The sequence below is a fragment of the Streptomyces sp. RLA131 genome, from assembly GCF_056270125.1.
In genome coordinates, this window is the sequence record NZ_JBWDOQ010000002.1 from 1,845,104 (window position 1) to 1,867,500 (window position 22,397).

Here is a 22,397-nt window from a genome sequence, read left to right on the forward strand (position 1 = left end):
ACGCCGCGCCGGGGCAGGCGCAGCTGGATCGGGCGGGGCACGGGCACACCGGGGCCGCAGGCCCAGGAACGGGACCAGCGCCGCGCGCAGGCCGGACCCGGGACCGGCCGGGGGGCACGCTGAGGCCGCCGGGCCCAGGCAGGGCACACCGGGAACACCGGGACCGGCGCCGGCCCCGCACACGCCAGGGCCGCCGGCCACCGGCCAGAAGCACACTGGGGCCGCAGGCCCAAGGGCCCACCCGGACCACAGACCCAGAAGCACGCCCGGGCCCAGACCCAGAAGCCCACCCGGGCCGCAGGCCCAACAGCCCGCCCGGCCGCAGGCGCAAGGGCCCACCCGGGCCCAGACCCAGAAGCCCACCCCGGCCGCAGGCCCAAGAGCCCGCTCGGGCCGCAGGCCCAGAAGCACGCCCGGGCCCAGACCCAGAAGCCCACCCGGGCCGCAGGCCCAACAGCCCGCCCGGCCGCAGGCGCAAGGGCCCGCCCGGGCCCAGACCCAGGAGCACGCCCGGCCGCAGGCCCAAGGGCCCGCTCGGGCCGCAGGCCCAGAAGCCCACCCGGCCGCAGGCCCAAGAGCGCACCCGGGCCGCAGGCCCAAGGGCCCACCCGGGCCACAGACCCAGAAGCCCGCCCGGGCCGCAGACCCAGAAGCCCGCCCGGGCCGCAGGCCCAAGAGCGCACCCGGGCCGCAGGCCCAAGGGCCCACCCGGGCCACAGACCCAGAAGCCCGCCCGGGCCGCAGGCCCAAGAGCCCGCCCGGCCGCAGGCCCGGAAACCCGCCCGGGCCGCAGGCGCAAGGGCACGCACGGGCCGCAGGGCCGGGGGTCAGGGCTGCTGGTCCTCGGGGACGTCGCCGTCGGGGAGCAGCCGTCGGGCGGCGGCCCGCTGCAACCGGGCTCCGGCCGGGTCGCCGAGCCGTTCCAGGGTGTCCGCCATGCGCAGCAGCACCGCGCCCTCCAGCCGCTTCTCGCCCGCCTCGCGGGCCCAGTACAGGGCGTCGCGGCAGCTGCGCAGGGCCTCCTCCGGGTGTCCGGCGTACTCCTGGACCCGGGCCACCTCGCTCAGCGACCGGGCCTGGGCCGGCAGATCCTTCAGCCGGCGGTGCGCGGCGGCGGCCGCCCGCCACTCGCGCAGCGCGGTTCCGTACCGCCCGGCGTAGGTCGCCAGCGCGCCGAGCCGGCTGTGCAGCCGTGCCTGGTGGGCGAGCTCGCCCCGGGTCTGCCGCAGGGCCAGGGCCCGGCCGAACCAGTCCGAGGCCCGCTGCGGGTCGTCCAGCTCCAGATACGTGCCGGCGATCGCCTCCAGCGCCCGGCCCTCGGCGTCCCCGTCGAAGCCCTCACGGGCGGCCACCAGCGCGGCCCGGTAGCGGTCCAGGGAGTCCAGCGGGCGGGCGCCCTCCGCGTCCAGGTCGCCGAGGTTGATCAGGGCGGCGGCCTTCTCGCGGTGCAGGCCGCGCCGCTCGGCCACGTCCAGGACCAGGGTGTGCAGCTGGTAGCGCTCGGCGGTGGTGTCACCGGCCCCGGGGTCGGCGGCCAGGGCCCGGACGAGGGCGGCCACCAGCCGGCGGGCCAGGGTGTCCAGCTCGCCGTCCGCCACGGCCCCGCGCACCGCGGCCAGCAGCACCGGCAGCCGGGGCCGCAGCCAGTCGCTCGCGGCGGCCGGGGAGGGGAAGCGCAGGGCGGGCGGCACGTCCTCGGGCTCCGTGGTGAGCGCGGCCCGGCAGGCCAGCAGCAGCCGTACGGTCCGCTCCAGCATCCGGGCCCGGGCGAGCCGCACCTCGCCGGGCCGGTCCAGGGCCTCCAGCAGCTCGCGCAGCGCGGGGGCCAGGCAGCCCGGTACCCGGTAGTGCGTGGGACCTGCTTCGAGCAGTCCGCAGGCGGCCAGGTCGTCCAGGGTGGCCCGCGCCGCGCCCGGTGAGCAGCCGGCCAGCGCCGACGCGGTCTGGGGGTCGGCCAGCCCGGCCGGGGCCAGCGTCATCAGCCGCAGCAGCCTCGCGGCCGGCTGCGCCAGCGCCCCGTACACCAGCAGGAAGGCCCGCCGGAGCGGGTCGGGGGCCTCGGCCTCCCTGAGCAGCCGGGTGGCGTCGGTCACCGACATCCGGGGCTGGGTGGCCAGCCAGGCCGCGACCAGGCGCAGTGCGGCGGGGTGGCCTCCGCACTCCTGCGCCAGCACCTCCGCGCCGCGCGGGTCGTTGGTGATCCGGACCGGCCCGACCGCCTGTGCCAGCAGGTCGAGCCCCGCCGGTCCGTCCAGGCCGCCCAGGGTGCACGGCCGCACGTCCGGTACGCCGGGCAGCGGGCCGTCGGAGGTGGCGACCACCAGGTTCCCGGGGCCTTCGGGGAGCAGGTCGAGCAGTTGCTGCGGCCGGGTGACGTCGTCCAGGACCAGGACCACCCGCCGTCCCGCGAAGACGGCCCGTACGTCTGCGTCCTCGCCGGCGCCGACCGCCCGCAGCAGCGACCGGGCGGCCTGCCCGGTGCCGCCGTCGGCGGGCAGCCGTACGAAGTACTGGCCGCCCGGATACCGCGCGGCGACCTCGCGGGCCAGCCGTACCGCCAGCGCGGTGCGCCCCGAGCCCGGCCGTCCGGCCACCAGCAGCACCCGGCTGCCGCCGGCGGCCTGCCCCCGCAGTACGTCCAGGCCGGGCCGGTCGATGTCGGCCCGCAGCGCGTCCAGCTCCCTGCGGCGCCCCACGAAGTACGGCGGATCCGGCGGCAGTACGGCCTCCGCCGTGCCCGGCACAGCCTCCCGCAGCTCTTCGGCGTCCAGCACCTGATCCGCCACGGGCCCACTCCCGTCCTGCCGCGCACGACCCCGCCGCCCCTGCGTACGGGAACGGGCTGAGCCTAATTCACCGCGACCGCTGCCTTCCGGCCACCGACGCGCCGGATCAAGCTGAATATCACTCCGTCGGATCAGCGGGCCGGGTGATCAGGACCGGGTGATCAGGACCGGCGATCAGGTGGGACTACGCCGTGAAGGGGCGCGCGGGCCACGGGGCGTCGGCCGGCCGCAGCGACTCCAGGCCGCCGTCACCGGCCGCGAGCGCGGCCTGCAGGGCCAGGACGCCCACCACCAGGCAGTTGTTGTGCAGCTCCCCCGCGAGGACACCGCGCACCAGTTCCGCGAGCGGGACCCGCGCGAACTCCATGTCGGCCTCCTCCTCCGACACCTCGAAGCGCTCGCCCTCGGCATCGGAGACGCCCCGGGCCAGGAAGATCCGCACGGCCTCGTCGCAGCCGCCCGGTGTCGTGTAGACGTCGGCGAGGACCCGCCAGTCCTCGGCCTTGACGTGGACCTCCTCGTAGAGCTCACGCTGCGCCGCGCTCAGCGGGTTCTCGCCGGGTACGTCGAGCAGCCCGGCCGGGATCTCCCAGAGCTTCATCCGCACCGGGTGCCGGTACTGGCGGAGCACCAGCACCCGCCCGGCCTCGTCGAGGGCGAGCACGGCCACCGATCCGGGGTGGACCTGGTAGTCGCGGCGGACGACCGATCCGTCCGGCATGACCACATCATCCGTACGGACGCTGGTCTTGTTGCCGGTGAACGGGGTGGCGGTCCCGGTGACCTGCCACTCCTCGGGGATGTCGTGGATCACGTGTTGCCCTCCATGTGCGAGCGGTGCCGGTGCGGATCCCCCGAGGGGCCCGCACCGGCACCGTACCGATCATGCCTGCTGCTGCCGGACCGCGGCCGCGACCAGGCCCGCGAAGAGCGGGTGCGGACGGGTCGGACGGGACTTCAGCTCGGGGTGCGCCTGGGTGGCGACGAGGTACGGATGCACCTCGCGCGGGTACTCGACGTACTCCACGAGCTTGTTGTCGGGCGAGGTGCCGGAGAAGACGATCCCCGCCTTCTGCTCCAGCTCACCGCGGTACGCGTTGTTGACCTCGTAGCGGTGCCGGTGCCGCTCCTCGACGTACGGCTGGTCGCCGTAGACCTCGCGCACGATGGAGCCCTCGGCCAGCTTCGCCGGGTACGTGCCGAGCCGCATCGTGCCGCCCAGGTCGCCCTGGCCGGCGACGATGTCGAGCTGCTCGGCCATGGTCGAGATGACCGGGTGGGCGGTCGCCGGGTCGAACTCGGTGGAGTTCGCGTCGGCGATGCCGGCCAGCGAGCGCGCGGCCTCGATGACCACGCACTGCAGACCCAGGCACAGGCCCAGCAGCGGGACCCGGTTCTCCCGGGCGTAGGTGATCGCCGAGACCTTGCCCTCGACCCCGCGGTCACCGAAGCCGCCGGGGACGCAGATCGCGTCCACGCCGGCGAGTTCGCGCGCCGCGCCGGCCGCCGTCCGGCAGTCGTCGGAGGTGACCCACTTGATCTTGACCCGGGCCTTGTTGGCGAACCCGCCGGCGCGCAGCGCCTCGGTCACCGACAGATAGGCGTCCGGCAGGTCGATGTACTTGCCGACCAGCGCCACCGTGACCTCGTGGTCGGGCTGGTGCACCCGGGCGAGCAGGTCGTCCCACTGGGTCCAGTCCACATCACGGAACGACAGGTTCAGCCGGCGGACGACGTACGCGTCCAGGCCCTCGGTGTGCAGCACCTTGGGGATGTCGTAGATCGACGCTGCGTCCTTGCAGGCGACGACCGCGTCCTCGTCCACGTCGCACATCAGCGAGATCTTGCGCTTGATGGACGCCGGGACATCGCGGTCGGCGCGCAGCACGATCGCGTCGGGCTGGATACCGATGTTGCGCAGCGCGGCGACCGAGTGCTGGGTCGGCTTGGTCTTCAGCTCGCCGGACGGGCCGATGTAGGGCAGCAGGGAGATGTGCACCACAAAGACGTTGTCGCGGCCGACCTCGTGCCGGACCTGGCGCACCGACTCCAGGAAGGGCAGCGACTCGATGTCGCCGACCGTGCCGCCGACCTCGGTGATCACCACGTCCACGTCACCGGCCGCCATGCGGCGGATCCGGGACTTGATCTCGTTGGTGATGTGCGGGATGACCTGCACGGTGTCGCCCAGGTACTCGCCGCGGCGCTCCTTGGCGATGACGGTCGAGTAGACCTGCCCGGTGGTGACGTTCGCGGAGCCGTCCAAGTCAACGTCTAGGAAGCGCTCGTAGTGTCCGATGTCGAGGTCCGTCTCGGCACCGTCGTCCGTGACGAAGACCTCACCGTGCTGGAAGGGGTTCATCGTGCCGGGATCGACATTGAGATACGGGTCGAGCTTCTGCATGGTGACCCGCAGGCCACGGGCCTTGAGCAGGGCCCCCAGGCTGGAAGCGGTCAGTCCCTTGCCGAGCGAGGAGGCGACACCCCCGGTGACGAAGATGTGCTTGGTCGTCGTGGATTTCGGCGGCATGGCCAAGAGGGGGCTCCCGTGGTCGCGAGGTGAGGGTCGGGGCGGCACCATGGATTCAGGGGAGGCGCCACCGCGGCGGTTCAGTGGTTCAGCCCACCGGCCCACGGGCTACCAGGGTATCAGCGACCGGGCTCCGCCGCGTCCGGCCACGGCCCGCTTACACCCTGCGCGACAGCTCCGTGACGCCATGGCGCGATCCGCAGAAATTTTTGCCGCCACCGGGAAGCGGAATATTCCGGCTACCAGGAGTCTCGTACGACAAAATGCACCCGACCGGCCCATCAGCTTCGGTCGTCGCTTCCACACCCCTCGCATCCACGTCGTATCCTGCTCGGACACATCGATTCGATGCGAGTCGGCCGGCACGGCACCACCCCGCCCGCTCCCGGACAAGAGCTCATCGAAGGATCCCCAGACCTTGATCGCCCCGCGTGGGCGACGCCGTCGTTGACTGGAGATACACGTGGCCGGGCGTATCGAGGATTACGCACTCATCGGCGATATGCAGACCGCCGCACTGGTCTGCCGGGACGGCACTGTCGACTGGCTGTGCCTGCCCCGCTTCGACTCCCCTGCCGTCTTCGCGGGCCTTCTCGGCACCGACGACCACGGCTTCTGGCGGCTGGGTCCCGCCCACACCCCCGGCACCGAACCGCCGGCCGCGACCAGGCGTCGCTACCGGGGGGACTCGCTGGTGCTCGAATCCGAGTGGGACACCCCACGCGGCACCGTGCGCATCATCGACTTCATGCCGCCGCGTGACGGAGCGCCCCAGCTCATCCGTATCGTGGAGGGTGTCAGCGGGCGCGTCCCGATGCACTCCGCGCTGCGCATGCGTTTCTCGTACGGCCAGGTCACGCCCTGGGTCCACAAGGTCGGCGACCGTACGGTGGCCGTCGCCGGACCCGACTCGGTCTGGCTGGACACCGAGGTCGACACATACGGCAAGGACCTGACGACGTACTCCGACTTCACCGTCGCCCCGGGCGACCGGATCGCCTTCACGATCAGCTGGGAGCCGTCCCACAAGCAGCCCCCGGCACTGCCCGAGCCCGAGAACGGCCTGGAGAGCACCGAGGCCTTCTGGCGGGAGTGGGTCGACCAGTGCACCTACCACGGCCCCTACCGGGACGCGGTGGTCCGCTCGCTGATCACCCTCAAGGCGCTGACGTACGGACCCACCGGCGGCATCGTCGCCGCCCCCACGACCTCGCTGCCCGAGGACATCGGCGGCGTGCGCAACTGGGACTACCGCTTCACCTGGCTCCGGGACGCCGCGATCACCCTGTCCTCGCTACTGCGGACCGGCTACCGCGACGAGGCCCGCGCCTGGCGTGAGTGGCTGCTCCGAGCGGTCGCCGGCGATCCCGAGAACCTGCAGATCATGTACGGCATCGCCGGTGAGCGCGAGCTCGGCGAGACCGAGCTGGACTGGCTGCCCGGCTACGAGGGCTCCACCCCGGTCCGGGTCGGCAACGGCGCCGCGCACCAGCTCCAGCTGGACGTCTACGGCGAGGTCACCGAGGCCCTGCACCTGGCCCATATGACGGGGCTGGCCCGCAACGACTACGCGAGCGTCCTCCAGCTCAAGCTGATCCGCTACCTGGAGCAGCACTGGGACGAGCCCGACGAGGGCATCTGGGAGGTCCGCGGCCCCCGCCGGCACTTCGTCCACTCCAAGGTCATGGCGTGGGTGGCCGTCGACCGCACCGTCAAGCTCATCGAGTCCGGTGAGGTCGACGGCCCGCTGGAGCGGTGGCGCGAACTGCGCGACGAGATCCACTGGGACGTGTGCGAGAAGGGTTACGACAAGGAGCGGAACACCTTCACCCAGTCGTACGGCTCACGCGAGCTGGACGCCTCCCTGCTGCTCATCCCGCAGGTCGGCTTCCTGCCGCCGGACGACAAGCGGGTCATCGGCACCATCGAGGCCATCCAGCGCGAGCTGTCGACCGAGGACGGCTTCGTGCTGCGCTACCCGACCGACGGCGGCGGCGAGGGCGGCGAGAACCTCGACGGCCTCCCCGGCGACGAGGGCGCCTTCCTGGCCTGCTCGTTCTGGCTCGCCGACGACCTGGCGATGATCGGCCGGGTCGACGAGGCCCGCCGGCTGTTCGAGAAGCTGCTCTCGCTGCGCAACGACCTCGGTCTGCTGGCGGAGGAGTGGGACCCCCGCCTCCAGCGCCAGGTCGGCAACTTCCCGCAGGCCTTCAGCCATGTGCCGCTCATCGACACCGCCCTGCGCCTGACGGCCAGCGGCGCGTACGGGGGCTGACCCCGGCCGCCGCTGCCTGCTGCCTGCTGCCTCCGATGTCACATCCGTGCGACGCGCTCCGTCACAGCTGTGAAGGACGTACGGACCCGGCATCGGAGGCACTGTCATGACCGCTCGCATCTCCCTCACCCCCCGTCGGACGCTCACCGTGAGGCTGAGCACCTGGTACTCCCGCCGCACCTACGGGAAGGTGATGGAACCCGCGCTGGTCTTCGGGCACCACCCCAGGGCGCTGCGCGCGTACTTCGGTTTCGAGACGAAGGTCGCCAGGTGGAAGGAGCTGGACCCGGCCCTGAAGCACCTCGCGGAGATGGCGGCCGCGGTCAGCATCGGCTGCTCCTGGTGCGTGGACTTCGGCTACTGGGTGTCGGACCGGCTCGGCACCCCGCTGGAGAAGGTCGGTCAGGTGCCCCGGTGGCGGGAGCACCGGGACGTCTTCAGCGACGTGGAGCTGCTGGTGCTGGAGTACACGGAGGCGGTGACCGCGACGCCGCCCGCCGTCACCGACGAGCTGGCCGCGAGCCTGCTGGACCGGCTCGGCGAGGCGGCCTTCGTCGAGCTGACGGCGATCGTGGCCCTGGAGAACTTCCGCTCACGCTTCAACAGCGCGGTCGGCCTGAGCAGTCAGGGCTTCTCCGACGCGTGCGCGATCCGGCCGCCTGCCGTCGCGCAGGTTCAGCCGCGCTCCGCCGCCAGCTCGTCGTAGATGCTCAGCACCTGGGCGACCGTGTCGTCCTCGGTCGGCCAGGTGGCGGCCTGGGCCCGCCCGGCTGCGGCCAGTCCGGCCCGCCGGGCCGGGTCGGCGAGCAGCCGGGTCACCACCTCCGCGAGCGCGCGGGCGTCGCCGTAGGGCACCAGCTCCCCCGCCTCGCCGATCAGTTCGGCGGTCCCGCCGACCGCGGTGGCCACCAGCGGAACCCCGGCGTGCAGCGCCTCCTGGGCGATCAGCGCCCGCGCCTCCCAACGGCTGGGCAGCACCACCAGATCCGCCGCCGCCAGCAGCTCGGGCACGTCGTCCCGGCGGCCCAGCAACCGTACCGGCAGCCGCTCGGCGTCGATCCGCCGCCGCAACGCCTCGCGCCGCGACCCCTCACCGGCGATGACCACCACCGGGCGCGGGTCCGCCGCGCACCAGCCGCGCGAGGCGTCCAGCAGCGTGTCGTACCCCTTGTGCGGCTCCAGCCGCCCCACCGCCAGCAGCAACGGCCGGTCCACGGCGCCGAACTCGGCCCGGGTCTTCTGCCGCCGCAGCTCCCTCTCCACCGCCTGCTCCGGCGGCAGTGGCGTCCGTACCGGCGCCGGTACGGCCACCGGCGCGAGCCGTGCGTCCCGGGCACCCACCGTCCGGGCCCGGTCCACCAGGTCCGAGGAGGCACCCAGCACCACGGTCGCCGCCCGGGACACACGCCGTTCCAGCAGCGCGAGCAGCCGGGCCCGGGTGCCCTCCGCGAGCACCGCGCTGTGCCAGGTCACCACCAGCGGTGTGCGCCGGCCGCCGAGCGCCAACGAGGCCAGCAGACCGGCCCGCAGGCCGTGCGCGTGCACGACATCGGCATCCGTGCTCGCCGCGCGCAGTGCGGTCACCACCGCCGCGTCGGCCTTCCCCGCGCTGCGCGTGATCTCCACCGCCGCGAACCGCGCGCCCACCGAGGCGAATCCGTAGTCCCGGGCCGCCACCGCCGGCCCGCACACCGTCACCGTCACGCCCCGCGCCACCAGACCGCGGGCCAGGGAGGACACATGCGCACCCGCGGTCTCACCCAGCACATGAACGGCGTGCAGCTGCCCGCGCAACGGGGTCGGTGTGCTGCTCACTCGCGCTCGGGCTCCTGACTCGGCGTCGTACGGCGGGCGTTGTGCCCACCCTCAAGGATGCCAGGCCGTCCCCGCTTCCCGGGAACGGTCACCGTGCCCCACGCGGTCTGACGTACGCCGGATCACCCGTACGTGTCACGGCGCCCCCATGTGTCCAGGGCCCGCACAACCGGCGCACCCCACAGCGCCTCGCCGTGACTCACCTTGTCCCCCACCAGCGCCAGGGCCAGCAGCGCCGTCGCGTACGCCACCAGGCGCCCCCGGCCGCCTCCCGCCGGCCCTGTCGCCGCTGTCGTCCCTGGCGCCGTGGTCGTCCCTGACGCCGCTGTCGTCCCTGTCGCCGCCACCACCGCCGCCACCCCGAGGGCCGCGCCCAGCGCGTGCGCCCCGGCGTCCCCCAGCATCGTGCGCTCCCCCAGGTCGTCCCCCAGCACGGCGACCGCCGCCCCCACCGCTCCCGCGGCCGGCGGACCCGACGGCGCCCCGGCGGCGATCACCAGCTTCACCGCGCGTCCCGGCCGCACATCCACCAGGTTGACCGCGTGCGCGGCGCCCGCGATCACCACACCGGCCAGCACCGCGTCGAGCGGCCGCTCCCGCACCATCGCTCCGGCCACCAGCCCCGCCCCGCCGATGCCGAACAGCTTCACCGCCCCCGAGTCCACCTCGCCCCGCCGCAGTGCCCCCAGGTGCGCCCGCAAGCCCCGCTGCGCGGCCGACCCCCGCTGATCGTCGTAGGCCCCGCACCCGGCGGCCACCACCGTCGCCAGCGCCGCGGCAGCCCTGGTCCGGCCCGGCACCCCGGGCGCCGCCGCGAGAGCCACCGACACACCCACGGCCGCCGCCAGGCCGCCGTGCAGGTCGACCGTGCGGCCCGCGTGGTTCACGCGCAGCCACCGCCGCGCGTCGCCCCCGGGCGGACGGCGCCGCAGCACGGCGTACGTCGCCCGGGTGACACCGAAGGCGACCAGGGCGGTCCGCGTTCGCGTCCCGGCACCACGTACGGCCGCGGCACCGGGCCCCCGCGCGTCTATCCGGCGTCCCGGGCCGCCGCCAGCAGTTCCTCGGCGTGCGCACGGCCGAGTTCGGAGTCCTCCAGGCCGGCGAGCATCCGCGAGAGCTCCCGTACCCGCTCCTCGCCTTCGAGGACCTTGACGCCGCTGCGCGTGACGGACCCGTCGCTGGTCTTCTCGACGAGCAACTGCCGGTCGGCGAAAGCGGCGACCTGGGGCAGGTGCGTGACGACCACGACCTGCGCGGTCCGCGCCAGCCGCGCCAGCCGCCGGCCCACCTCGACCGCGGCCTTGCCGCCGACACCCGCGTCGACCTCGTCGAAGAGATACGTCGGCACCGGATCCGAACCGGCGAAGACCACCTCGACCGCCAGCATCACCCGCGACAGCTCACCGCCCGAGGCGCCCTTGGCGATGGGCCGGGCCGGCGAACCGGGGTGCGGGGCGAGCTGCAGCTCGACCTCGTCAACGCCGTGCGGGCCGAAGGCGACCGGACGGCCGCCGACCTCGATGCCGTCGGCGTCCTCGCTCTGCCGCAGCTCGACCCCCACCCGGGCGTGCGGCATGGCCAGCGAGGCCAGTTCGGCGGTGACGGCCGCGCCGAACCGCTCCGCGGCCTCCGCACGGGCATCGGTCAGGGCCTGCGCGAGATCACCGAGCTCACCGCGCAGCGCGTCACGCTCACCGGTCAGACCGCCGATGCGCTCGTCGTCGCCCTCCAGCTCACCAAGACGGCCGGCGCCGGCCTCGGCCCAGGCCAGCACGGCGTCCACGTCCCCGCCACCACCGGCCTCACGACCGTACTTACGGGTCAGATGGGCCAGCACCGAGCGCCGTTCCTCCACCGCCGCCAGCCGCAGCGGATCCGCGTCCAGATCGTCCGCGTAGCCGGCCAGCTCCCCGGCGACGTCGCCGAGCAGGATGCCGACCTCGCCGAGCCGAGCCGCCAAGGCGGCCAGCGCCGGGTCGTGGGCCCGTACGACGTCCAGCGCGCGCTGCGCACCCGCGACCAGGGCCCCGGCGTCGATGCTCTCCGGGTCCTCGGGGTTTCCGGCCAGAGCCGCGTGCGCGATGGCCGCCGCCGAGGCCAGCGACTCCGCGTGTCCGAGCCGCTCCGCCTCGGCCGCCAGCTCGACATCCTCGCCCGCCACCGGCTCGGCGGCGGCGACCTCGTCGAGCCCGAACCGCAGCAGGTCGGCCTCCTGGGCCCGCTCCCGTGCCCGGGTGGTCAGTTCGTCCAGCTCGGCGGCGACATCCCGCAGGCGCCGGTAGGCGGCCGCGTACTTCGCCAGCGGCACCGCCACCGCGTCACCCGCGTAGCGGTCGAGCGCCGCGCGCTGCCGGGCGGGCCGCAGCAGCCCCTGCTGGTCGGTCTGGCCGTGAACGGCGACCAGCTCGGCCGCCAGCTCACCGAGCAGCCCCACCGGTACCGAACGCCCGCCCACAAAGGCCCGGGAACGCCCCTCCGCCGAGACCGTACGGCTGATCAGCAGCGCGCCGTCGTCCAGCTCCGCACCGGCCTCCTCGGCTCGTACGGCGACCGGCGAATCGGCGGCAAGACTGATCCGCCCCTCCACCGAGGCCGTTTTCGTACCGATCCGTACCAAACCCGGATCGGCCCGGCCGCCGAGCAGCAGGCCGAGACTCGTGACGACCATGGTCTTGCCCGCGCCGGTCTCGCCGGTCACCGCCGTGAAGCCGGGTGACAGCTCCACCACGGCGTCCTCGATGACTCCCAGCGACCGGATCCGCATCTCCTCCAACACGGATACGACCATACGAGGTTTCCCGCCCGCCGCGCGACGGGCCTCGCCCCTCACGCCCGTCTACGAGGCCAGGTCCGGGCGGATCACCGTCGCCCGGCGGCCCGACGACCCACGCGCGGCACCGGGAAAGCAGCGGGCGCCGCCCACCAGCGCGGACGACGCCACTTCGCCGGCAGGCGCTAGTGCGGCGCGCCCCGCCAGCCCGCCACCGGCAGGGCGAACTTCGCCACCAGCCGGTCCGTGAACGACGCGTGATGCAGCCGGGCGAGCCGCACCGGCACCGCGCCGCGCCGCACCTCGACCCGGGCGCCCGCCGGCAGATCGACCGTCCGCCGCCCGTCGCACCACAGCACGCCGTGCGGGGTCTGCGGCTGCACCTCCACCGCCAGCACCGACCTCGGCGAGGTCACCAGCGGCTTGGCGAACAGCGCGTGCGCGCTGATCGGCACCATCAGCAGTGCCTCCACCTCCGGCCACACCACCGGCCCGCCCGCCGAGAAGGCGTACGCGGTCGACCCGGTCGGCGTCGCGCAGACCACCCCGTCACCGCCGAAGCGGGACACCGGCCGGCCGTCTACCTCCGTGACCACCTCCAGCATCCGCTCGCGCGCCTGCTTCTCCACCGACGCCTCGTTGAGCGCCCAGTCGGTGTGCACGATGTGCCCGTCGTTGCGCACGAGCACATCGATGGTCATCCGCTCCTCGACCTCGTACGCCTTGGTGACGACCCGGTCGACCACCTTGTCGAGGTCGTCGCGCTCCGCCTCCGCGAGGAAGCCCACCCGGCCCAGGTTGACGCCGAGCATCGGCACCCCGGACGCCCGGGCGAACTCCGCGCCGCGCAGCAGCGTTCCGTCCCCGCCCAGCACGATGATCAGCTCGCAGCCCTCCACGGACACCGGGCCGATCTCCTCCACCGTCTGCAGCGCGAGCTCGTCGGGCAGCGACAGATCCGCCGCCTCGTCGAGCAGCACGCGCACCGCGATGCCGCTGCGCGTCAGGCCGCGTACGACCCGCTCGGCGCTGCGGATCGCCGCCGGGCGGCCGGTGTGCGCCAGCATGAAGACGGTGCGCTGCTCCTCGTCCGGTTCCGGACGTGCTTCGCTCCACGTACCGCTATGCGTCTCGCTCAACGGGGCCCCTCCGTCACAGCACGGTCGACATCCGCCGGGTCCAGTTCTGGCGCCCCGGCGCGCAGCCACAGAAAGTACTCCACATTGCCCGACGGCCCCGGCAGCGGGCTCGCCGTCACGCCCAGCACGCCGAGCCCCAGCCCGCGCGCCTGCCCGGCCACATTCCGTACCGCATCAGCGCGAAGCTGCGCACTCCGTACGACACCACCACTCCCCAGCCGCTCCTTCCCTACCTCGAACTGCGGCTTGACCATGAGCACCAGATCCGCGTCCGGCGCGGCGCACCGCACGAGGGCTGGCAGCACGAGCCCCAGCGGGATGAAGGACAGGTCCCCGACGATGATGTCCGCCGGCTCGTTGTCGATCTGCTCCAGCGTCAACTCGCGAACGTTGGTACGGTCCTTGACGGTGACGCGTTCATCGCTCTGCAACGACCACGCGAGCTGGCCGTATCCCACGTCCACCGCCACGACCCGGGTGACGCCGTTACGGAGCAGTACGTCCGTGAAGCCGCCGGTCGACGCACCCGCGTCCAGCGCCCGGCGGCCCGCCACCCGCAGCCCCTGCGGCACGAAGGCCGCCAGCGCCCCGGCGAGCTTGTGCCCGCCCCGGGACACGTAGTCCGGATCACCGTCGTCCTCGGTCACCACGACCGCCGCGCTGGTCTCCACCTGCGTGGCCGCCTTGGTCGCCGTCGCCCCGCCGACCGTCACCCGGCCCGCCGCGATCAACTGGCTCGCGTGCTCGCGCGAACGGGCCAGCTTCCGGCGCACCAGCTCCGCGTCGAGCCTCCTGCGCTGGCCCCGTGACACTGCCACCTGCGGTTCAGCTCCTGTTGTCGTCGAGTGCGGTGAGCGCGTCGCGCAGCCCACGGTGTACATCCTCGTACACCTCGATGTGGTCCTGCGTCGGCAGTGTGTCCGCGTCGCCCAGCCGCGTGAGCAGGGCGTCCACCTCAGGGTGCCCCGTCCCGGGCAGCTCCACCCCGAGCGGCGCCGCCCCGGCGTCCCCCCGCCCATCCACCGCTTCGTCCCTCACCGGCTCACTCACCCCCCGCCTCCGGCGCGACCCGCGTCCCCCGCCCGGAAGCGGGAGCGGCCTTCTTCGCCACCGCCGTCTTCCTTGCAGGGCTCGCCTTCTCGGCGGAAGCCGCCTTCTTGGCGGGGCTGGCCTTCTTCGCCGGAGCTGTCTTCTCGCCCGAAGCCGCAGACGCCTTGGCGGAAGCCGCCGCTGTGACGGGGCTCGCCTTCTTCGCCGTCGCCGTTTTCTTGGCGGGGCTCGTCGTCTTGGCGGGAGCCGCCTTCTTGGCCACGGCCCGCGTCGTCTTCTTCGCCGGCGCCGCAGCAGCCTTGGCCGGAGCCGCCGTCTTGGCGGGACTCGCCTTCTTGGCCGCGGCCGACGCGACCGGCGCCGCAGACGCCTGAGCGGGAGCCGCCGTCTTGGCTGGGCTCGCCTTCTGCGTCACCGCCGTCTTCTTGGCGGGAGCCGACGCAGTCTGCGTCGCAGACGTCTCGGCGGGAGCCGCCTTCTTGGCCACGGCCCGCGTCGTCTTCTTCGCCGGCGCCGCAGCAGCCTTGGCCGGAGCCGCCGTCTTGGCGGGACTCGCCTTCTTGGCGGGAGCCGACGTCTTGGCAGGGCTCGTCGTCTCGGCGGGAGCCGCCTTCTTGGCCACGGCCCGCGTCGTCTTCTTCGCCGGCGCCGCAGCAGGCTTGGCCGGAGCCGCCGTCTTGGCGGCGCTCGCCTTCTTGGCCGCGGCCGGCGTGGCCTTCTTCACCGGAGCCGCAGCCGCCGTCTTGGCCGGGGCCGACGCGGCCGGCGCCGCAGACACCTTGGCGGGGGCGGAAGCAACAGGCTCCACCGGTGCCTCGTCGACGGGCACATGCTCGACCGGCGGCACGGGAGCCGGCCCAGGGGCCGGCACGGTCACCGGCCCGGCGTCCACGCCGCTCCCGCCGCCGTCCGTGCCCGCGTCCGTGCCCGCGTCCACGTCCACGTCCACGTCCGTGCTCTCAAGGTTCCGAACGCGCCGCTCAAGCGCCTCCAGGACGACGCCTACCTTCGTGACCTCGTCGGCAACCCGGCCGACCCGGCTCATGGCCTTGTCGATCTCCTCCCGTACCAGCCCGACCAGCAGGTCCCGGTTGGCGCGCCCCGAGGCGATGAGCTCGTCAGCCAGGGTCTGGACCTGCCGTTGGAGATCGTCGACGTCTATGCCGGTCTGGTCGAACAGCTCTCGCGCGGCGGCGGTCGCCCGTCGGCGCGTGGTCTCGGTCAGACCGCCCGCAATCTGCAGGCAGGTACGCAGTGCGTCCCGCATCGTCTCACTCCTCGCTTGTGTAGCTGCCGTTCCTGACGCTACCGCCTACGGTGCCATCTCCCGGCGTCAGTGCCCTGAGGTACGGTCGGACGCGACCTGCTCAGCCGGCCCATGAACGGGAGACGCGCCACCGATGGCGACCATCGCGGAGTGCCGCAGCGCACTCGACCGCCTGTCGGAGAACCTCGCGGGGGCCGACGGGGACGTGCGCGGCGCCGCCGCCCTGGACCGCTCCCTGAGCTGCCGCATCACGGATCTCGACGTCACCTTCGTCGGGCGGCTCACCGACGGCCGCATCAAGGACGTCAGCACGGTGAACGGCCCCCCGCCCTCGAAGGCCGAGATCCGCCTCACCATGGCCGGCGACGACCTGATCGCCCTCGTCAACGGCGAACTGCACTTCGCCCGCGCCTGGGCGGCCGGCCGCGTCAAGCTGGAAGCCGGCGTGCGCGACCTGCTCCGCCTGCGCAAGCTGCTCTAGGGCCGCCGCGCAGGCGCCCGATCCGCGGCTCACAGCCCCAGCCGGGCGAGCGCCTTTCCCGCGTCCAGCCCGCAGGACCCGTCACCGGCGGCCGTCCACGCCGCCGCGCACAGCGCCCGCAGCCCGTCCATCGGCTCGCCCTCGCCCTCCAGGGCCAGGGCACGGTCCCCCGCCGACGCGGTCCACCCACCGCACGCGAAGGCCTCCCCGGCCGCCGTCACCTCCGGCTGCGCCGTGAGCAGCCCGCGCAGGTCGGCGTCCACATACGTCGGCCGGTACTTCGGCTCCGCCGCCAGCAGCAGGGCGGCGTCCGTCACCCCGGTGAGCACCAGCAGGGAGTCGACGCCGGCCGCGTTGGCGCCCTCGATGTCGGTGTCGAGCCGGTCGCCGACGACCAGGGGCCGCTTCGCCCCGGTCCGGATCACCGTCTCGCGGTGCATCGGCGGCAGCGGCTTGCCCGCCACCTGCGGCTCGGCTCCGGTGGCGATCCGTACGACCTCCACCAGCGCCCCGTTGCCCGGTGCCTTGCCGCGCGCGGTCGGGATCGTCAGATCCGTGTTGGACGCGAACCACGGCACCCCCCGGTTCACGGCGTACGAGGCCTCCGCGAGCTGCGCCCATCCCACGTGCGGCGCGTAACCCTGAACCACCGCCGCCGGGTCGTCGTCCGCCGAGGTGACCGGCTCCAACCCCCGCTCGCGCAGCGCCGCGAGCAGCCCGTCCCCGCCGACGGCCAGCACCCGCGCGCCCGCCGGCACCTGGTCGGCGATCAGCCGGGCCACGGCCTGGGCGGAGGTGATGACCTCCTCCGCCTCGGCCGGGACGCCGAGCTCGGTGAGGTGCCCGGCGACCGCCTGCGGCGTACGGGCGGCGTTGTTCGTGACGTACGCGAGGTGCATGCCGTGCTCGCGCGCTGCCCCCAGCGATTCGACGGCGTGCGCGATGGCGTCGCCGCCCGCGTAGACGACCCCGTCGAGGTCGAGCAGCGCGGTGTCGTACCCCTTGTCCAGGGGTTTTTCGCTCACAGCCGGGACGGTGCGCTGGATCATAAGCTAGTCGCTCCTCGTGTGGTGGTGGGTTCATCACATCATCCCGGGCCCACGCAACCCGCGTAGCATGCTCGAATGAGCACTCAGGGTCCCGGCGACAGCGGCCCGGCGGGCGGGCTGCGGCTGGCACCGTTCCGGGGGCTCCGTTACGTCCCCGAGCGGGTGGGCAGTCTGGCCGCCGTCACCTCGCCCCCGTACGACGTCGTCGTACGGCCCGAGGGCCAGCGGGAGCTGGAGACCTCCGACCCGCACAACGTCGTCCGCCTCATCCTCCCCAACGAGCCCGACCCCGCCGCCCGCCACCGCCAGGCCGCCTGGGCGCTCTTCCAGTGGCAGGAGGAAGGCGTCCTGGAGGCCGACCGGGAGCCCTCGCTGTACGTCTACGAGCAGCGTGACGGCGACCTCCTCCAGCGCGGCCTGATCGGTGCGCTGCGCCTCACCCGCCCGGAGGAACGGGTCGTCCTGCCGCACGAGGACGTCATGCAGGGCCCTGTCGCCGACCGGGCCTCCCTGATGCGCGCCACCGCCGCCAACCTGGAGCCATTGCTCCTGACCTACGACGGCGGAGGCGGGAGCACGGCCGCCGAGATCGTGGACCGCACAGCCGAGAACCGCGAACCCCTGCTGGAGACCAGCACCGAGGACGGCATCAGGCACCGCCTGTGGGCCATCACCGACCCGGCACAGATCGCCACCGTCGACGCAGATCTGGCCCATCACCAGGCCCTGATCGCCGACGGCCACCACCGCTGGGCCACCTATCTGCGGCTCCAGGCCGAGCAGACCGGTCCCAGTCCCTGGGACTACGGCCTCGTCCTGCTCGTCGACAGCGCCCGCTACCCGCTGCGCGTGCGCGCCATCCACCGGTACCTGCCCCGGCTGGCCGTCGAGGACGCGGTCCGGGCCGCCGGCACCGCCTTCCGCGTCCAGCCCGTCGAAGGCCCGCTCGAACACGCCCTGCGGGTCCTGGAAGCCGCCGGCGCCGACGGCAACGCCTTCCTCCTCGCCGGCGACCACCGCTTCTGGCTGCTCGACCACCCCGACCACCGGCTCCTCGACGAGGCCCTCCCCCACGACCGCCCCGAGGCCTGGCGCCGCCTGGACGCCGCCGTCCTGCACGGCCTGCTGCTCGACCGCGTCTGGCAGGTCCCCGACGCGCCGGAGCACATCCGGTACATCCACGACACCGCCGCCGCCGTCGAACAGGCCGAGTGGCACGGCGGCACGGCGGTCCTGATGCACCCGGTGCGCGAAGCCGTCGTGCGCGAACTCGCCAGGCAGGGCGTGACCATGCCGCGCAAGTCGACCTCCTTCGGCCCGAAGCCGGCCACGGGGCTGGTGCTGCGAAGCCTTCAGCTGGAGTGACCCGGGACGGGAAACGACGAAGGGGCGGTACCCGTTGCCACGGGTACCGCCCCTTCGTCCTGCTCACTCGGACTTGAACGGATCGTCCAGGAAGGTGGACGGGTCGGCCTCGTCGGTGACGTCCGACTCGGCCACGCCACCGGCCGCCGGCTTCACGTCGGCCTCGTCATCGGCCTCGGCCTCGGGCTCGGCCTTGTCATCAGCTTCGACAGCGGAGTCCTCGACGTCGTCGTCGGCAGCCTCAGCCACATCGGCGACCTCGGCCTCGTCGGCCTGCGTCTCCTCGTCGACGACCTCCACGAACTCGACGCCGTCCAGCTGAGCCAGCCGGTCCGAGGCGTCCGTCGTGCCGTTGTGGTCGGCCTCCAGCGCCTTCGCGAACCAGTCGCGGGCCTCACGCTCCCGGCCGACCGCCAGCAGCGCGTCGGCGTACGCGTAACGCAGCCGCGCCGTCCACGGATGCACCGCGCTCGACGCCAGCTCCGAGCTCTGCAGGGTCACCACGGCGGCCTCGGCCTGGCCCATGTCCTGCCGGGCCCCGGCCGCGACCAGCCGCATCTCGACCTGTCCGGCCCGGTCCAGCTTCTGCACCTCCGGCGCGCCCGCCATCTCCAACGCACGCTCCGGACGGCCCAGACCACGCTCGCAGTCCGCCATCACGGGCCACAGGTCCACGGTCCCGGTCATCCGACGCGTCGTCCGGAACTCCGCGATCGCCTCCGCGTACCGCTCGGTCGCGTACGAGGCGAAACCGGCCGCCTCCCGCACCGCCGCCACACGCGACGCCAGCCGCAGCGCGACACGCGAGTAGGCATACGCCTGCTCCGGGTCCTCGTCCAGCAGCTGCGCCACCATCACCAGGTTGCGCGACACATCCTCGGCGAGACCCTTGGGCAGGCTCATCAGCTCCTGCCGCACGCTCGGGTCGATCTCCTGGCCGGTGACCTCGTCCGGAATCGGCAGCCGCTTGACCGGCTCGCGCTCCTCCCGACGGTCGTCCCGTCCCCGGTTCTCGAACCGCCCACGTCCCTGCACCGACGGCCGGCGATCCCCACGGGGACGGTCGTCACGGCGGTCGTCGCGGCGGAACCCGCCGCGGTCGTCCTCGCGACGCGGCCCACGCGGACGGTCGTCACGGGGACGGTCCTCGCGCGGGCGCTCGAAGCTACGGGGGCGCTCGTCACGACGGTCGTCACGACGGAACCCACCCCGGTCCTCACGCGGACGGTCCTCGCGGGGACGGTCCTCGCGCGGGCGCTCGAAGCTGCGCGGACGCTCGTCACGACGGTCATCGCGGCGGAACCCGCCGCGGTCGTCCTCTCGACGCGGCCCACGCGGACGGTCGTCACGCGGACGGTCCTCACGCGGGCGCTCGAAGCTACGGGGGCGCTCGTCACGACGGTCGTCACGACGGAACCCACCCCGGTCCTCACGCGGACGGTCCTCACGCGGGCGCTCAAAGCTGCGCGGGCGCTCGTCACGACGGTCGTCGCGACGGAACCCGCCGCGGTCGTCCTCACGACGCGGCCCACGCGGACGGTCATCCCCACGACGGTCGTCACGGGGACGGTCCTCGCGCGGACGTTCAAAGCTGCGGGGACGGTCGTCGCGACGGAAGCCGCCACGGTCGTCCTCACGACGCGGCCCACGGGGACGGTCGTCACGGGGGCGATCGTCACGCGGACGCTCAAAGCTGCGCGGACGCTCGTCGCGGGGACGGTCCTCACGCGGACGGTCGAAGCTACGGGGGCGCTCGTCACGACGGTCGTCACGACGGAAGCCACCGCGGTCGTCCTCACGACGCGGCCCACGGGGACGGTCGTCACGGGGGCGATCGTCACGCGGACGCTCAAAGCTGCGCGGACGCTCGTCACGGGGACGGTCCTCACGCGGACGGTCGAAGCTACGGGGGCGCTCGTCACGACGGTCGTCACGACGGAAGCCGCCACGGTCGTCCTCACGACGCGGCCCACGAGGACGGTCATCACGAGGGCGATCGTCCCTGCGGAAACCGCCGCCGCCATCGTTCCGACGGTTGCCACCGCCGGCCCGGTCGCCGTCCTTTCGGGGGCCACCGCTCCGGTAGCCGCCGCCCTGCTGCGGACGCGACTCCCTGCGCTCGGGCCGCTCCGGTCGATCCTCGGGCGAGTTGGACATAGACGGTGGCTCCTGTCGATTCGTACTGCTCCAGTGCCAGTCTCTCGCACTCAATGAGAGAACGCGCACTGGCGATAACAAAACAAAAAAAGACCCTCGGTCCCAGCGCTGTGGCCGGGACCGAGGGTCCTGAAAGATTGTTCGGCAGTGTCCTACTCTCCCACAGGGTCCCCCCTGCAGTACCATCGGCGCTGAAAGGCTTAGCTTCCGGGTTCGAAATGTAACCGGGCGTTTCCCTAACGCTATGACCACCGAAACACCATCGGGTGTCTCCAAGCGAACAAGCACACTTTTAAGTTAAGTGACTCAATTTGTTCACCGGTGCGACTGTTCGCAACCCGGGAACCAAACAGTGGACGCGAGCAAATGAGGACAAGCCCTCGGCCTATTAGTACCGGTCAGCTCCACCCCTTACAGGGCTTCCACATCCGGCCTATCAACCCAGTCGTCTACTGGGAGCCTTAACCAATCAAGTTGGTGGGAATACTCATCTCGAAGCAGGCTTCCCGCTTAGATGCTTTCAGCGGTTATCCCTCCCGAACGTAGCCAACCAGCCATGCCCTTGGCAGGACAACTGGCACACCAGAGGTTCGTCCGTCCCGGTCCTCTCGTACTAGGGACAGCCCTTCTCAATATTCCTACGCGCACAGCGGATAGGGACCGAACTGTCTCACGACGTTCTAAACCCAGCTCGCGTACCGCTTTAATGGGCGAACAGCCCAACCCTTGGGACCGACTCCAGCCCCAGGATGCGACGAGCCGACATCGAGGTGCCAAACCATCCCGTCGATATGGACTCTTGGGGAAGATCAGCCTGTTATCCCCGGGGTACCTTTTATCCGTTGAGCGACGGCGCTTCCACAAGCCACCGCCGGATCACTAGTCCCGACTTTCGTCCCTGCTCGACCCGTCAGTCTCACAGTCAAGCTCCCTTGTGCACTTACACTCAACACCTGATTGCCAACCAGGCTGAGGGAACCTTTGGGCGCCTCCGTTACATTTTAGGAGGCAACCGCCCCAGTTAAACTACCCACCAGACACTGTCCCTGATCCGGATCACGGACCGAGGTTAGACATCCAGCACGACCAGAGTGGTATTTCAACGACGACTCCACCATGGCTGGCGCCATGACTTCACAGTCTCCCACCTATCCTACACAAGCCGAACCGAACACCAATATCAAGCTATAGTAAAGGTCCCGGGGTCTTTCCGTCCTGCTGCGCGAAACGAGCATCTTTACTCGTAGTGCAATTTCACCGGGCCTATGGTTGAGACAGTCGAGAAGTCGTTACGCCATTCGTGCAGGTCGGAACTTACCCGACAAGGAATTTCGCTACCTTAGGATGGTTATAGTTACCACCGCCGTTTACTGGCGCTTAAGTTCTCAGCTTCGCCACACCGAAATGCGACTAACCGGTCCCCTTAACGTTCCAGCACCGGGCAGGCGTCAGTCCGTATACATCGCCTTACGGCTTCGCACGGACCTGTGTTTTTAGTAAACAGTCGCTTCTCGCTGGTCTCTGCGGCCACCCCCAGCTCACCGAGTAAATCGGATCACCAGTGATGGCCCCCCTTCTCCCGAAGTTACGGGGGCATTTTGCCGAGTTCCTTAACCATAGTTCACCCGAACGCCTCGGTATTCTCTACCTGACCACCTGAGTCGGTTTAGGGTACGGGCCGCCATGAAACTCGCTAGAGGCTTTTCTCGA

At 72.4% G+C, this 22,397-nt stretch carries 16 protein-coding genes and 2 rRNA genes (1 of these 18 cut by a window edge); 4 read left to right on the forward strand and 14 right to left on the reverse strand.

Going from position 1 to position 22,397, the window contains the following annotated elements:
- Nucleotides 1–827 precede the first annotated feature (827 nt).
- The 3 genes from RWE79_RS09370 to RWE79_RS09380 all read right to left on the reverse strand — a co-directional run bounded on the left by RWE79_RS09370 (nucleotide 828) and on the right by RWE79_RS09380 (nucleotide 5,316).
- Entirely contained in the window at nucleotides 828–2,786 is a 1,959-nt protein-coding gene (locus tag RWE79_RS09370) for a hypothetical protein (protein WP_475939558.1), read from the reverse strand.
- A 184-nt stretch (nucleotides 2,787–2,970) separates the two neighbouring features.
- On the reverse strand, nucleotides 2,971–3,600 hold the full coding sequence (locus RWE79_RS09375; protein ID WP_475939559.1) for an NUDIX domain-containing protein: 630 nt from the start codon (nucleotides 3,598–3,600) through the stop codon (nucleotides 2,971–2,973).
- A 69-nt stretch (nucleotides 3,601–3,669) separates the two neighbouring features.
- Nucleotides 3,670–5,316 carry a CTP synthase gene (locus RWE79_RS09380; RefSeq protein WP_475939560.1) on the reverse strand — a complete coding sequence of 549 codons (1,647 nt, stop codon included), beginning with the start codon at nucleotides 5,314–5,316 and terminating at the stop codon, nucleotides 3,670–3,672.
- 463 nt (nucleotides 5,317–5,779) lie between these two features.
- Between RWE79_RS09380 and RWE79_RS09385 the strand changes: the two genes are divergently transcribed.
- A complete protein-coding gene (locus tag RWE79_RS09385; RefSeq protein WP_475939561.1) occupies nucleotides 5,780–7,591 on the forward strand; it encodes a glycoside hydrolase family 15 protein in 1,812 nt (603 codons plus the stop codon).
- Nucleotides 7,592–7,697: 106 nt separating this feature from the next.
- A complete protein-coding gene (locus RWE79_RS09390) occupies nucleotides 7,698–8,297 on the forward strand; it encodes a carboxymuconolactone decarboxylase family protein (RefSeq protein WP_475939562.1) in 600 nt (199 codons plus the stop codon).
- Here RWE79_RS09390 and RWE79_RS09395 read toward each other — a convergent pair.
- From RWE79_RS09395 to RWE79_RS09425, 7 genes are all read right to left on the reverse strand, one after another.
- A complete protein-coding gene (locus RWE79_RS09395) occupies nucleotides 8,267–9,406 on the reverse strand; it encodes a glycosyltransferase family 4 protein (RefSeq protein WP_475939563.1) in 1,140 nt (379 codons plus the stop codon). The genes RWE79_RS09390 and RWE79_RS09395 overlap by 31 nt on opposite strands.
- Nucleotides 9,407–9,528: 122 nt before the next feature.
- Complete coding sequence (locus RWE79_RS09400; protein ID WP_475945710.1) at nucleotides 9,529–10,377, reverse strand: hypothetical protein; 849 nt, start codon at nucleotides 10,375–10,377, stop codon at nucleotides 9,529–9,531.
- A 59-nt stretch (nucleotides 10,378–10,436) separates the two neighbouring features.
- Entirely contained in the window at nucleotides 10,437–12,197 is a 1,761-nt protein-coding gene (gene recN / locus RWE79_RS09405; RefSeq protein ID WP_475939564.1) for a DNA repair protein RecN, read from the reverse strand.
- A gap of 167 nt (nucleotides 12,198–12,364) precedes the next feature.
- Nucleotides 12,365–13,318, reverse strand: a complete 954-nt coding sequence (locus tag RWE79_RS09410; RefSeq protein ID WP_475939565.1) for an NAD kinase — start codon at nucleotides 13,316–13,318, stop codon at nucleotides 12,365–12,367.
- Entirely contained in the window at nucleotides 13,315–14,130 is an 816-nt protein-coding gene (locus RWE79_RS09415; RefSeq protein WP_475945712.1) for a TlyA family RNA methyltransferase, read from the reverse strand. The genes RWE79_RS09410 and RWE79_RS09415 overlap by 4 nt, the downstream gene beginning before the upstream one ends.
- Before the next feature lie 13 nt (nucleotides 14,131–14,143).
- Nucleotides 14,144–14,368: a hypothetical protein gene (locus RWE79_RS09420; protein WP_475939566.1), complete on the reverse strand. Its 225-nt coding sequence runs from the start codon at nucleotides 14,366–14,368 to the stop codon at nucleotides 14,144–14,146.
- A complete protein-coding gene (locus RWE79_RS09425; protein ID WP_475939567.1) occupies nucleotides 14,361–15,635 on the reverse strand; it encodes a hypothetical protein in 1,275 nt (424 codons plus the stop codon). Before RWE79_RS09425 ends, RWE79_RS09420 begins: the two co-directional genes overlap by 8 nt.
- A gap of 133 nt (nucleotides 15,636–15,768) precedes the next feature.
- Between RWE79_RS09425 and RWE79_RS09430 the strand changes: the two genes are divergently transcribed.
- On the forward strand, nucleotides 15,769–16,116 hold the full coding sequence (locus RWE79_RS09430) for a sterol-binding protein (protein ID WP_475939568.1): 348 nt from the start codon (nucleotides 15,769–15,771) through the stop codon (nucleotides 16,114–16,116).
- A gap of 29 nt (nucleotides 16,117–16,145) precedes the next feature.
- Here RWE79_RS09430 and RWE79_RS09435 read toward each other — a convergent pair whose 3' ends face one another.
- The gene (locus RWE79_RS09435) at nucleotides 16,146–17,165 is read right to left on the reverse strand and encodes an HAD-IIA family hydrolase (RefSeq protein ID WP_475939569.1); all 1,020 of its coding nucleotides are present in this window, start codon (nucleotides 17,163–17,165) and stop codon (nucleotides 16,146–16,148) included.
- 75 nt (nucleotides 17,166–17,240) lie between these two features.
- Here RWE79_RS09435 and RWE79_RS09440 point away from each other — a divergent pair, with 75 nt between their 5' ends.
- Complete coding sequence (locus RWE79_RS09440) at nucleotides 17,241–18,530, forward strand: DUF1015 family protein (protein WP_475939570.1); 1,290 nt, start codon at nucleotides 17,241–17,243, stop codon at nucleotides 18,528–18,530.
- A 63-nt stretch (nucleotides 18,531–18,593) separates the two neighbouring features.
- Here RWE79_RS09440 and RWE79_RS09445 read toward each other — a convergent pair whose 3' ends face one another.
- From RWE79_RS09445 to RWE79_RS09455, 3 genes are all read right to left on the reverse strand, one after another.
- Entirely contained in the window at nucleotides 18,594–19,565 is a 972-nt protein-coding gene (locus RWE79_RS09445) for a hypothetical protein (RefSeq protein ID WP_475939571.1), read from the reverse strand.
- 1,261 nt (nucleotides 19,566–20,826) lie between these two features.
- A 5S ribosomal RNA gene (gene rrf, locus RWE79_RS09450) occupies nucleotides 20,827–20,943 on the reverse strand.
- Nucleotides 20,944–21,055: 112 nt separating this feature from the next.
- A 23S ribosomal RNA gene (locus tag RWE79_RS09455) occupies nucleotides 21,056–22,397 on the reverse strand; it runs 1,783 nt beyond the window's last position.